Annotated in this window: 12 protein-coding genes and 1 pseudogene; 8 read left to right on the forward strand and 5 right to left on the reverse strand. The window is 67.4% G+C overall.

Annotation, left to right across the window (positions count from 1 at the left end):
* Positions 1-150 precede the first annotated feature (150 nt).
* Positions 151-1,107: an aldo/keto reductase gene (locus tag DMB80_RS27115; protein WP_111512660.1), complete on the forward strand. Its 957-nt coding sequence runs from the start codon at positions 151-153 to the stop codon at positions 1,105-1,107.
* Between the two features lie 10 nt (positions 1,108-1,117).
* On the forward strand, positions 1,118-1,894 hold the full coding sequence (locus DMB80_RS27120) for an HpcH/HpaI aldolase family protein (RefSeq protein ID WP_111512661.1): 777 nt from the start codon (positions 1,118-1,120) through the stop codon (positions 1,892-1,894).
* On the opposite strand, the gene DMB80_RS27125 is transcribed toward DMB80_RS27120, so the two are convergent.
* A complete protein-coding gene (locus DMB80_RS27125; RefSeq protein WP_111512662.1) occupies positions 1,860-2,492 on the reverse strand; it encodes a DedA family protein in 633 nt (210 codons plus the stop codon). The genes DMB80_RS27120 and DMB80_RS27125 overlap by 35 nt on opposite strands.
* A 149-nt stretch (positions 2,493-2,641) precedes the next feature.
* Between DMB80_RS27125 and DMB80_RS27130 the strand changes: the two genes are divergently transcribed.
* Positions 2,642-3,118, forward strand: coding sequence for a hypothetical protein (locus tag DMB80_RS27130; protein ID WP_111512663.1), 477 nt, complete (start codon positions 2,642-2,644; stop codon positions 3,116-3,118).
* 6 nt (positions 3,119-3,124) lie between these two features.
* On the opposite strand, the gene DMB80_RS27135 is transcribed toward DMB80_RS27130, so the two are convergent.
* Together DMB80_RS27135 and DMB80_RS27140 are read right to left on the reverse strand one after the other, a co-directional pair.
* A complete protein-coding gene (locus tag DMB80_RS27135; protein ID WP_240431415.1) occupies positions 3,125-6,016 on the reverse strand; it encodes an MMPL/RND family transporter in 2,892 nt (963 codons plus the stop codon).
* Entirely contained in the window at positions 6,013-6,459 is a 447-nt protein-coding gene (locus tag DMB80_RS27140; RefSeq protein WP_046365372.1) for an MmpS family transport accessory protein, read from the reverse strand. The genes DMB80_RS27135 and DMB80_RS27140 overlap by 4 nt, the downstream gene beginning before the upstream one ends.
* Before the next feature lie 232 nt (positions 6,460-6,691).
* On the opposite strand from DMB80_RS27140, the gene DMB80_RS27145 reads away from it, so the two are divergent.
* From DMB80_RS27145 to DMB80_RS27160, 4 genes are all read left to right on the forward strand, one after another.
* Positions 6,692-7,762: a sodium:calcium antiporter gene (locus tag DMB80_RS27145; protein WP_205538967.1), complete on the forward strand. Its 1,071-nt coding sequence runs from the start codon at positions 6,692-6,694 to the stop codon at positions 7,760-7,762.
* Between the two features lie 33 nt (positions 7,763-7,795).
* Positions 7,796-8,626: an MOSC domain-containing protein gene (locus DMB80_RS27150; protein WP_111512670.1), complete on the forward strand. Its 831-nt coding sequence runs from the start codon at positions 7,796-7,798 to the stop codon at positions 8,624-8,626.
* Positions 8,627-8,676: 50 nt separating this feature from the next.
* Positions 8,677-9,705, forward strand: a complete 1,029-nt coding sequence (locus DMB80_RS27155; protein ID WP_111512665.1) for an alpha/beta fold hydrolase — start codon at positions 8,677-8,679, stop codon at positions 9,703-9,705.
* 79 nt (positions 9,706-9,784) lie between these two features.
* The gene (locus DMB80_RS27160; protein ID WP_162938729.1) at positions 9,785-10,408 is read left to right on the forward strand and encodes a class I SAM-dependent methyltransferase; all 624 of its coding nucleotides are present in this window, start codon (positions 9,785-9,787) and stop codon (positions 10,406-10,408) included.
* Here the strand turns inward: DMB80_RS27160 and DMB80_RS27165 are convergent.
* A complete protein-coding gene (locus DMB80_RS27165; protein ID WP_111512667.1) occupies positions 10,405-10,869 on the reverse strand; it encodes a MarR family winged helix-turn-helix transcriptional regulator in 465 nt (154 codons plus the stop codon). The genes DMB80_RS27160 and DMB80_RS27165 overlap by 4 nt on opposite strands.
* Positions 10,870-10,988: 119 nt before the next feature.
* On the opposite strand from DMB80_RS27165, the gene DMB80_RS27170 reads away from it, so the two are divergent.
* Complete coding sequence (locus DMB80_RS27170) at positions 10,989-11,315, forward strand: ANTAR domain-containing protein (RefSeq protein WP_111512668.1); 327 nt, start codon at positions 10,989-10,991, stop codon at positions 11,313-11,315.
* On the opposite strand, the pseudogene DMB80_RS27175 reads toward DMB80_RS27170, so the two are convergent.
* Positions 11,307-11,578 (reverse strand): annotated as a pseudogene (locus DMB80_RS27175) (NAD(P)/FAD-dependent oxidoreductase); the annotation flags it as partial. The gene DMB80_RS27170 and the pseudogene DMB80_RS27175 sit on opposite strands and share 9 nt — an antisense overlap.

Raw genomic sequence — 11,578 nt, forward strand, 5'->3', positions numbered from 1 at the left:
GGTTCTGGCCCGCCCGACCCAGCCCTACACCGCCGCGCTGCGGGCCGCGGCGCTCGATCCCACCACGATGGTCGGTGTGAAACCGCGCAACGTGGTCTCGCGTCTCGGTGCAACCGGCACCGCCACCCCCACCTCCCGAGGAGCTGCCTGATGACCGAGCTCGACCTCACCCGGCCCGTCCTGGGCACCATGACGTTTGGGGACACCGTCGACGAGCGGGTGGCCGCAGACATGGTCGATGCCGCTCTGGCGGCAGGGATCACCCACATCGACACCGCCAACGGTTATGCCGGTGGCGAATCGGAACGGATCCTCTCCCGGGTGCTGCGTGGTCGTCGCGACGACGTCGCCTTGGCCACCAAAGCGGGTATCTTCCATCCGGATTCCGGTGACCACTCGCCGCTCTCGCCCGCCGGGCTCCGCGCCAGCCTCGACGGCAGCCTGGCCCGCCTCGGCACCGACCGCGTCGACCTGTTCTACCTCCACCAGCCCGATCGGGCTGTGCCGCTGCGCGACACTCTGGCCACCGTGGCCGAGTTGGTGGCCGAGGGCAAGGTGCGCGCACTCGGTGTGTCCAACTACGCGGCCTGGCAGATCGCCGAGATCAACCATCTCGCCGACGAAGTGGGCGCGCCGCGCCCGATCGTGGCCCAGCAGGTCTACAACCTCATCGCTCGCCGCATCGAAGACGAATACGCCGAGTTCGCGGCCGTGACCGGCCTGGTGACCATGGTGTACAACCCGTTGGGCGGCGGACTGCTCACGGGCAAGCACACTTTCGACGCCGATCCAGCGGAGGGCCGCTTCGGCGATTCGCGGCTCGCCGCGATGTACAAGCAGAGGTACTGGAATGCCGCGGTGTTCGACGCCATCGGCGACCTCGCCACGCTCGCCGAGAAGGCCGGCATGCCGATGACCGAGCTGGCCCTGCGGTGGCTGGTGAGCAAGCCGGCGGCGGGACCTATCCTGTTGGGCGGTTCCAAGGTCGGACACCTCCAAGCCAACATCGATGCGATCGCCGCCGGCCCACTCGACGCCGACCTGGTCGCGGAGTGCGACGACGTCGGCGCTGCGTTGCGCGGAGCCATGCCGAACTACAACCGCTGAGGACGAACCCATGACCGCAAGCGAATTCGCATCTCGGATGCGCCGCCGCGAACGCCTGATCGGCTACTGGTCGGTGCTGGACTGCCCGGTGGCCCACGAATGGCTGGCCTACGTCGGCTACGACTATCTCGCGCTCGATCTGCAGCACGGCCTCATCGGCTATTCGGGCATGGTGGCGGGTCTCACCGCCGTCGACGCTGCCCGAGGACCCGTCGGTATGGTTCGCGTCGAAGCCAACGACCCCACGCCCATCGGCCGAGCGCTCGACGCGGGTGCGGCAGGCGTCATCGTGCCGCTGGTGAACACCGCGGCCGAAGCCGCCTCAGCCGTCGCGGCGGCCACCTATCCGCCGGCCGGCATTCGGTCCTACGGACCCATGCGTGCCCAGCTGCGCATCGGCCCCACTCCGGCGGTCGCGAACAACGACACCGTCGTCCTCGCCATGATCGAGACACCCCAGGGCCTGGCGAACGTCGAGGAGATCTGCGCGACCGAGGGCCTCACGGGCGTCTACGTGGGCCCGTCCGACCTACGGATCGCAGTCGGCGGCGCGCATTCGCAGGACCCTGCTGTCGACGACGAGTTCGAGGCAGCGCTCGTGCGGGTCCGCGAAGCCGCTGCCGCGGCAGGCATCGCCGCCGGCATCCACACCCCCGACGGAGCGACTGCGTCGCGCCGGCTGGGTGAGGGCTACACGTTCGCGTCGGTGGCCTCTGACCTCACGCATCTGAAGATCGCGGCCGCCGCGCACCTCAAGGCTGCGAACGACGAGCCCGGCGGGTCATGACGAACCGCGCCAGCCAGAGCAGGACCCCGCCGATCACCAGATACTGCAGGATGGCGGTGTACGGGTCGATGGCGTGCCAGTTGGCTCCGAGCAGGTAGCCGGCGCCGATCAAGGCGCTGTTCCAGACGAGGCTGCCCAGCAGGGTCAGCACCGTGAACAACGCGAAGTTCATGCGTTCCGCGCCCGCCGGGATCGAGATGAAGCTGCGGAACAGCGGAATCATGCGGCCGAACAGCACCGCTTTGGCCCCATGCTTGCCGAACCACGCTGTGGTCTTGTCGACGTCTTCGGCGTCGACCAGCGGGATCCGCAGGATCAGCGCCCGCATCCGGTCATGTCCGAGCCACGCCCCGAGCGCGTAGAGGAGCCAGGCGCCGACCAGGGAGCCCGCCGTGGCACCCGCGATCGCCTCGGCCAGGGAGAGGTCACCGAGACGGGCGGCGAAGCCTGCCATCGGCAGGATCACCTCGCTCGGTACCGGGGGGAAGAGATTCTCGGCGGCGATCGCGATGCCCGCGCCGAGCCCGCCCCATCGCTCCATCAGCTCGACCGTCCAGCCGGCAATGCCATCCACAGCTGTCGCGGATTGTGTCGACAACGGGTCGCCTTTCGTGAGGGGAATCCCCCGCGAGGGTACCGATGTTGCAGAAGACGGCCCGGTCCGAAGCTTCCTGTGTCATTGCTGTGAGCGTGCGTCAGAATCAGTTAGCCCGGGTAACCTTTTCGGTGAGCGTGAGGAGTTCCACCGTGGACCTGGGTCTGTGGGGCGATCTGTCGGTGCTTGCCGCTGTCGCCGAAATCGTTTTTGCCACCTGTGTTTTCGTGTACGTCGGACGGCTCGAACGGCAGACGTCGCATCCCCTCGGCGATGTCGTCGGTGCCCATAAAGAGGTGCTGGCGAAGCTGCGCAAGAAGCAACCCCTCACACGTGACGAAGCCGACTACGCGGCCGAGCTGATCCAAGACGCCCGTTCGCCGCTCGCCTACGCGATTCCTGCCGCACTGTTCACGCTCGGCTTCTTCTACGTCGTCGGGTGTCTGTTCGTCCTGCATCTGGACGGCGGGCACCCGTCGTTCCGGACGTTCATCGGCGGTATCCCGATGCTGACGTCGATGAACATGGCCAACCAGCTCCGCCGCGTCGCCGCCCTCAAGGGAAACCTGCGCGACGTCGAGGTGCTCGACACCGAACCGATCGAGCAGCGCGAACCCGCCCACGTCTGACCCCGGCTACTTCGCGTGCTTGACCGCCGGGTCGTCGTCCTCCCACAGCAGCAGTTGCCGCACCGCCGCGCGTGACCCGTAGGGCTGCAGCATCGCACTCGCCGGCCGCGGCCGCACCCGCAGCGGCCACCAGAACCAGCGGCCCAGCAGGGCCGCCACCGCCGGCGTCATGAACGACCTCACGATGAGGGTGTCGAACAGCAGCCCGAGCGCGATCGTCGTGCCGATCTGACCCAGGATGCGCAGATCGGAGAACAGGAACGACGCCATCGTGGCCGCGAAGACGAGCCCGGCCGCCGTCACCACCGACCCGGATCCCGCCATCGCGCGGATGATCCCTGTGTTCAGTCCTGCCCCGATCTCCTCCTTGAAGCGCGAGATGAGCAGCAGGTTGTAGTCGGAGCCGACGGCCAGCAGCAGAATGATGGCCAGCGCCAACACGATCCAGTACAGCTGGATGCCCAGGAGGTCCTGCCAGATCAGCACCGACAGGCCGAACGACGCGCCCAGGGACAGTGCCACCGTGCCGACGATGACGAACGCCGCGACAATGCTGCGCGTGATGAACACCATCACCAGCAGGATCAGACACATCGCCGCGATCCCCGCGATCATCAGGTCGTACTTCGCGCCGTCGGCGATGTCTTTGTAGGTAGCCGCGGTACCGGCGATGAAGATCCGCGAGCCGGCCAGCGGGGTGCCCTTGACGGCTTCGACTGCCGCATGCCGGATCGAGTCGATGTGCGAGATTCCCTCAGTGGTGGCGGGATCGCCCTCGTGGGTGATGATCATTCGGGCGGCTTTGCCATCGGGTGAGAGGAAAAGCTTGAGCCCACGCTGGAATTCGGGATTGGTGAACGCTTCCGGCGGCAGGTAGAACGAATCGTCGGTCTTGGACGCATCGTAGGCCTGGCCCAACGCGGTGGAGTTCTCCAAGGCCCGCGAATTCTGGTCGTTCAGACCGGACTGCGTCGCGTAGTTCGTCATCGTCAGATTGCGGTTGGTCTCCTGGTTGCTGATCTGCGGAGGGATCAGGGCCAGCAACTTCGGTTGCAGCGCATCGAGTTTCGCGATACTCCCGGCGACGTTGGCGAGCTGGTCGGTCAGGTCGTTGATGCCGTCCAGGGCGTCGAACAGCGACCGCAGCGCCCAGCAGATCGGGATGTCGTAGCAGTGCGGCTCGAAATAGAAGTAGTTGCGGATCGGCCGGAAGAAATCGTCGAAGTTGGCGATCTTGTCCCGCAGATCCTGTGCGGTCGCGACGGTCTGCGCGAATGCTCGGGTCTGCTCGTCGGTCACCGCAGCCGACTGTTGTTGCAGCGCGTATTGCTGGCGCAACGTGTTGATTCCGTCGTTGATCACGCTGACCTGTTTGAGCAGATCGGCGGTGCGGGCCTGCTGGAACGGCAGTGAGTTGATCTGCGCGGCGCTGCTGGCGCTGAGCTGGAACGGAATCGACGTGTGGTCCAGCGGGGTGCCGAGTGGGCGGGTGATCGACTGCACCTGCGCGATGCCGTCGGTATGGAACACGGCCTTGGCCACCCGCTCGAGCAGGATCATGTCGGTGGGGTTGCGCAGGTCGTGGTCGGCCTCGACCATCAGCAGTTCGGGCTCCAGGCGCGCCTGGGAGAAGTGCCGTTCGGCGGCCGCGTAGCCGACGTTCGCCGGGGAGTCGGCGGGCATGTAGGTGCGGTTGTCGTAGTTGGTCTTGTAATTGGGCAGCGCCAGCAGGCCGATCAGCGCGATCGCGACAGTGGCCACCAGGATGGGACCCGGCCAGCGCACGATCGCGGTCCCGATGCGCCGCCAACCCTGCGTGCTCATCGGCCGGGCGGGTTCGAAGAGTCCGAAATGCCGGCCGATCGACAGCAGCGCGGGCGCCAACGTCAGCGCGGCCACCACGGCGACGAGCACGCCGATGCCCGCAGGCACCCCGAGGCTCTGGAAGTACGGCAACCGGGTGAAGGTCAGGCACAGCACCGCTCCGGCGATGGTGAGGCCGGAGCCCAGGATGATGTGTGCGGTGCCGTGGTACATGCTCGTGAACGCCGCGACGCGGTCCTGCCCGCTGTAGCGCGCCTCGTGGAAGCGGCCGAGGATGAAGATCGCGTAATCGGTGCCGGCCGCGATCACGAGCAGGGTCAGCAGATTGGTCGAGTAGGTGGACAGCTCGATGATGCCGGCGTTGGCCAGCACGGCGACCACGCCGCGGGACGCGGTCAATTCGATCATCACCGTGAAGATGACGAAGAACACCGTGGTGAGGCGCCGGAAGTAGACCATCAGCATGATCGCGATGACGCCGATCGTGATCAGCGTGGTCTTCAGCGTGCCCTGGCGCCCGACCTCGAACTGATCGGTGATCAGTGGTGCCGGGCCCGTCACATACGCCTTGACGCCGGGCGGGGCCGGTGTGTTGTCGACGATGTCGCGCACCGAGTCGACGGACTCGTTGGCCAGTGACTCGCCTTGGTTTCCGGCCAGGAACACCTGCACGAGGGCGGCTTTGCCGTCCGAGCTCTGCGAACCCGCCGCGGTGAGCGGGTCGCCCCAGAAGTTCTGGATGTGCTGGACGTGGGCGGTGTCCTGCTGGAGCTTGGCGACGAGCCCGTCGTAGTAGCGGTGCGCGTCGGCACCGAGGGGTTGATCGCCTTCCAGCACGATCATCGCGGAGCTGTCGGAGTCGTATTCGCCGAAGTCCTTGCCGATGCGCTTGCTGGCTTGCAGCGACGGCGCATCCTTGGGGCTCAGCGACACGTTGTGGGCCTCGGCGACCGTCTCAAGCTGGGGGACGAACACGTTGGTGACGACGGCCGTCACGAGCCAGAACAGCGCGATCAGCACCGAGAAGCGCCGGATCAGATCCGGGACGGACCGCCAGGACATCGGAGTGCTCATCCGGACTTGTCCAGGCAGAAGGTGTAGGCGTTCAGCGTGTTCACCTGCTTCTCGTCTTTGACCTCGCCGTCGATCGTGATGCGGCAGCCGATGGAGTCGCTGTCACCTTGGGCGGCGACGTTGACGAAGACGGCGGGGTCGGTGGTGATGGCGTCGTAGGACCAGGGCAGGGCCACGCCGAGCGCTTTCTGCGGCTGGGCGTGCACGTCGAGGTAGGTGACCGTGGCGGTGGTTCCGGGTGGACCGAAGACGTCGAGGACCACGTGTTTGGGGTTGAACGGCACGATCTGGCTGTCCGATCCGCTGGGCGTCGCCGTGACATCGCCCGAGGCGAAGATCCCGTGCAGCCGGTACACCGTGAAACCGGCCACCGCGACCACGACGACCGCGACGATCCACGGCCACCGTCGCCCGAGCCGCCGAGCGAACGAATCCCGCTGCATGCGTTGGCCTTTCAGGAGCGGCGACCAGGCGCGGACCGTCCGGAGATCGCTAGGATCACTAATCAACTTCGTTGACGGTACGACACGGGACCGTACCGCACAACATCGGGCCGCGACGTCGCCGGCGTTCGCCCGAATCCTCACGGGCGCCGGGCTTTCAGGAACTTGACAGGTTTCTCGCCGACGGACCGGGTACGCCTGCCCCACCACCGCAACCCGAGAGGAAACACCTGTGTCCGGTTGGCCGATGTGGGCGTTGCTGTTGACCTTCGCCGCGGCGGCCGGGGCGATCTGGGTCGCCGGCATCTCGCTGTCGAACCAGACGGACGTGCTGTCCACTCGGCTTCATCTCGGATCAGCGCTGGGTGGCCTGATCCTGCTGGCCATCGCCACCAATCTGCCCGAGATCGCGATCGTCGCCAGCGCCTCGCTGTCGGGCAATCTCGGGGTCGCGGTCGGCAACATTCTCGGTGGTATCGCCATCCAGACCGTGGTCCTGGTCGCGCTGGACGCGTTCGGGGTGAGGGGACCGCGGCCTCTGACCTACCGCGCGGCCTCACTGGTGCTGGTGCTCGAGGCCGCGTTGGTGGTGGCTGTCCTGGCGATCGTCATCGCAGGAACCCAACTGCCGGGCACGTTAATCGTCTGGCGCGTGACGCCGGCCGCACTGCTCATCCTCGTGGTCTGGGTGGGCGGGCTGCTGCTGCTGCGTCGGGCCGGGCAGTCACTCCCGTGGCACGAATCGGGCCAACCTCCCGACGGTCAGGACAAACCCCGCGGCCACAGCACGGCCAGCAATGAGCGCGAGGCGACCACACGCGGCATCAGCACGGCGAAATCGGCGCTGATCTTCGGCCTGGCCGCGGTGGTGACTCTCGTGGCCGGCGTCGTCCTCGAACGCAGCGGCGACGCGATCGCCGACGGTATCGGCCTGTCCGGAGTGCTCTTCGGTGCGACGATTCTGGCTGCCGCGACGTCGTTGCCTGAGCTGTCGACGGGCCTGGCATCCGTGCGCAACGGCGACTTCCAGCTTGCGGTGTCCGACATCTTCGGCGGGAACGCCTTTCTGCCCGTGCTGTTCCTGATGGCCACATTGCTGTCAGGTGACGCCGTCCTACCCCAGGCGCAGCGCACCGACATCTACCTCACCGCCCTGGCGATCGTGCTGACGCTGGGCTACGCGACCGGTCTGCTCTTTCGCCCGCAACGCCGCATCGCGCGCATGGGCGTCGACTCGCTGGCGGTTCTCGTCATCTACGTCGTCGGCGTCGTCGGGTTGTTCGCCATCGCGCATGCCCGCTGACGACACGTCGTGCCCCGTACGCTGGCGCAGACGATGACCACCGTTCCGAGCGGCCGGGTGGCCGCCCTGCGCCGCTATCCCGTGAAGTCCGTACTCGGCGAGGAGTGTGCCCGCCTCGAGCTCGGCCCCCTGGGTGTCGCCGGCGACCGCAGGTTTGCATTCGTCGACGACGAGACGGGGCGGGTGGCCACGGCGAAGAACCCTCGCCTGTGGCGTCGGCTGCTGCACTGCTCGGCGGCCACCGGGGACAGCGGTGTCGTGCTCACCCTGCCCGACGGCCGCGCCGTGGCGGTCGAGCAGTCGGCCGAGGCGGTGTCGGAGGTGGTGAGACGGCGCGTGTATCTGGCTGACGAACGCAGCGCTGGGGCCACCGTCGAGCGCTCCGATCCGGTCGACGTCTTGACCCACGGCATCGACGCCGACATGGAGGCCGAGATCCTCGAGATCGCGCAGGGCACACCGGGAGGAGCCTTCGTCGACCACTCCCCCGTGCACCTGATCACCACCGCCACTCTCGACGCCATCGGAATGGACCGTGCTGACGCCGTGCGCTATCGACCGAACATCGTGATCGAGACCCCGCCCGACTGCCCGCCGTTCGTGGAGAACGACTGGGTCGGTGTCACGTTCAGCCTCGGTGGGGAGGTTCAGCTGCGGGGGACACTTCCCACGCCGCGATGCTCGGTGCCCACGCTCGAGCATGGTTCGCTTCCCAGGTCCGCACAGGCCGTTCGTCACACGCTCGAACACAACCGCGTCCAGGCGGGCGAATTCGGAGTCCTCCCTTGCGCGGGTCTCTACGCCGACGTCGTCACCGGCGGGATCGTCGGTATCGGTGACGAGGTCGGAATCCCCGTCACGTAGACCATTTCCGGGTGTACGTTCTCAGCTCGTGAGGCAGGCACGTCGAGGCGATGCAATTCCTGCGCGTCGGTGACCGCCGGCTGGCGTACGAGGTACGCGGGCCGCTTCGCGGTGCCCTGCCGCCGCTGATCGCTCCCGCCTGGTGGGTGAGCCATCTCGAGCTCGACTGGCAGCAGCCCGATGTGCAGCGGTTCTGGACGGGAGTCGCCGACGATCGCCCGCTGATCCGCTATGACCGCCTGGGCGTGGGGATGTCCGACCGGGAGGTGCGTGACGTCGACCTGACGCTCGAGGCCGAGGTCGACACGTTGCGGGCGCTCTGCGACAAACTAGAGCTCGACCGGGTCTCGCTTCTTGGCGGATCCTCAGGCAGTGCGACGGCAATCGCTTATGCCGCAATGTATCCCGAGCGCGTCGATCGGCTGGTGCTCTACGGGGCCTATGCGCGCGGCGACCAGCTCACCCCACCCGAGGTCGGCCAGGCCATCGTCTCGGCGATCGAGGCGCACTGGGGCCTGGGTGCCCGCATGCTCAGCGACATCTTCCTCGGCAGCGCCGACACCGCCGAGCACGAGCGATTCACGCGGCTGCAGCGGGATTCCGCCACTGCGCAGACGGCCGCAGCACTGCTCGGCATGGTCTACGAGCTCGATGTCAGCGCCCACCTGCCGAGGGTGCGGGTGCCGACGACCGTGGTCCATCGCCGCGATGATCGCGCGGTCCCGTTCCGGCTGGGTCGGGAGGTGGCGGCAGCCATTCCCGGGGCTGTTCTCGTTCCACTGCAGGGTGATTCGCATTTTCCGTGGCACGGCGATGTCGACGCTGTCGTCCGAGCCTGCCGGGGCGGGCTTGCGGCTCCCACGCGCGATACGCCACCGCCGCAGGCAACACTTCTGTCGGCGCGCGAACGGGACGTCCTGGGCTGCGTGGCGCGCGGACTCAGCGACCGCGAGATCGCCGAACAGCTGGCCATCAGCCCCCACACCGTGCACCGCCATGTCGCGAACATCCGCGACAAACTGGGCTGCCCGTCGCGCACCGCAGCCGTCGCAGAGGCGTCCCGCCGCGGCCTTCTCTAGATCACCGAATTCGGCCATCCGAGCACGATGGCCGATTCAGGCGATGCGGCACTCCCCCGATCCCACCTACATTCGGCGCATGAACCAGGCGTGGTTGCAGGTGATGGCGCTGCTCTACGACCCGTTCCTGTGGCTCGGCGAGGTCGTGGGAATGCGTCGACGCCGACGTGAGCTGGTGGCGCGGGCGTCAGGCCGCATCCTCGAGATCGGCGCGGGAACGGGTCTGAATCTGCCTTTCTATCCCGCCACGGTCGACGAGCTGATCCTGGCCGAGCCGGAGCCCGGTATGCGGGGCAGGCTGGCTCGTCGGTCCCGGCGTCTCGGCCGGGTGGCCGAGATCATCGATGCACCGGCCGAGCGCCTTCCGCTGCCCGATGCGTCGGTGGACACCGTTGTCTCGACGCTGGTGCTGTGCACCGTCGCCGATCCCGAGCGTGCGCTCCGCGAGATCGCCCGCGTGCTCGCCCCCGGCGGGCAGCTGTTGTTCATCGAGCACGTTCGGGCGCGGTCTCGGTGGTTGACCGCCTGCCAGAACCTGTTGGTGCGGCCGTGGCGCGCCTTCGCGGGCGGATGTGCCTGCAACAGAGACACTCTCGGGGCGATGGCGGCCTGCGGTCTCACCCCGGAGGTCGAGCACGCGACCTGGCGCGGGATGCCGCCGATCGTCGGTCCGCTCGTGATCGGACGAGCCGGCGTCGACTAGACGAGCATGCGGCGATACTCCTGCGCCGGTTCTCCTGCCGCGGCGGCGAACTCTTCGAGCACGGTGGCCAGGAGTTCGCGCCGCTCCGGCGACATCTCCCGCAACGCTCGGCGGATCGCGGCGCGCCGGTGGCGGATCACCTTGCCGATCAGCGCCTGCCCCTCGCCGGTCAGCGTGAGCGAGATGTTGCGACGGTCGACGGAGTCCTGCCGCCGATCGAGCAAGCCGATCTTGATCAGGCGGTCCACGATCCGGCTGGCGTTCGACGGGTTGACCTGCAGACCCTCGGCGACCGAGGCGAGGTTCATGGCTCCCCGAGTGGCGATCATCATCATCACCCGGACCTGGGGCACGGTCACCACGTCGTCGACGGTCATGATCGATGCGGCGGTGATGCCCACCAGCGCACGAGAAGCCCGCATCACCGACTCGACGTGGTCGATCGTCACGCGCTCGCCCATGCCGCCCGAGCCTACCTTCGGGCGCCGGAAGCGTGGCTGCAAGCAGCAGCGCGGGACATAAAACGAAAAGCACACCGCAATCGTTGCCCTAGCGCATCCATCAGACGTACAACTGAAGGATGACCGGCGCGCTCACCACGTCGGGCACTTACGATGCCGACGTTGACGACCTGTGCGAGACGATCGCGCAGCTGCGGGAGAAACTCGCTAGCCAACCTGTCATCGAACAGGCCAAGGGAATGTTGATGCAGACCTTCCGCATCGATGCTGACGCAGCCTTCGACGTCCTTCGGGTCATGTCGCAGAGCTGCAACGTGAAACTGCGCGATGTCGCGGTCGCGATCGTCGAGTCGTGGCGCGACCACGGTCCGCGGCAGGACTTCGAGGCAGCGGCGGACCTCCTCGTCGATCTCCGCGAGAGTCTGCGTGACGCGCCTCTACGCTGACTTGTCCGGGCCTGCGTTGTAGCTCTGGTGCACAGGCGATTCCCAGGTGTAGGGCTCTTCGGGATGCCCGGACCCACCCAAAATGAACGTGCGGTCGCTGCGGTTGGCCCGGGCGATCGTCGCCATCCAGGTGCCGACGGTGCTGAACCGGTTACGCACCCCGGTCAGGAAGGCGATGTGGATGAAGCCCCAGCCCAACCACCCCCCTACCCCGGCCAGCTTCACAGGCCCCGCTTGCAGCAGTGCGTTGCCACGGCTGATGT

The sequence above is a fragment of the Mycobacterium kyogaense genome (assembly GCF_003254575.1).
In the GTDB taxonomy this organism is placed as follows: Bacteria; Actinomycetota; Actinomycetes; order Mycobacteriales; family Mycobacteriaceae; genus Mycobacterium; species Mycobacterium kyogaense.

Excerpts from the sequence above, each read along its gene's own strand:
- DMB80_RS27140 (WP_046365372.1), bottom strand. The coding sequence starts at position 6,459 with ATGCAGCGGGATTCGTTCGCTCGGCGGCTCGGGCGACGGTGGCCGTGG.
- DMB80_RS27155 (WP_111512665.1), top strand. The coding sequence starts at position 8,677 with ATGCAATTCCTGCGCGTCGGTGACCGCCGGCTGGCGTACGAGGTACGC.
- DMB80_RS27135 (WP_240431415.1), bottom strand. The coding sequence starts at position 6,016 with ATGAGCACTCCGATGTCCTGGCGGTCCGTCCCGGATCTGATCCGGCGC.
- DMB80_RS27115 (WP_111512660.1), top strand. The coding sequence starts at position 151 with ATGACCGAGCTCGACCTCACCCGGCCCGTCCTGGGCACCATGACGTTT.
- DMB80_RS27170 (WP_111512668.1), top strand. The coding sequence starts at position 10,989 with ATGACCGGCGCGCTCACCACGTCGGGCACTTACGATGCCGACGTTGAC.
- DMB80_RS27120 (WP_111512661.1), top strand. The coding sequence starts at position 1,118 with ATGACCGCAAGCGAATTCGCATCTCGGATGCGCCGCCGCGAACGCCTG.
- DMB80_RS27165 (WP_111512667.1), bottom strand. The coding sequence starts at position 10,869 with ATGGGCGAGCGCGTGACGATCGACCACGTCGAGTCGGTGATGCGGGCT.
- DMB80_RS27160 (WP_162938729.1), top strand. The coding sequence starts at position 9,785 with ATGAACCAGGCGTGGTTGCAGGTGATGGCGCTGCTCTACGACCCGTTC.
- DMB80_RS27150 (WP_111512670.1), top strand. The coding sequence starts at position 7,796 with ATGACCACCGTTCCGAGCGGCCGGGTGGCCGCCCTGCGCCGCTATCCC.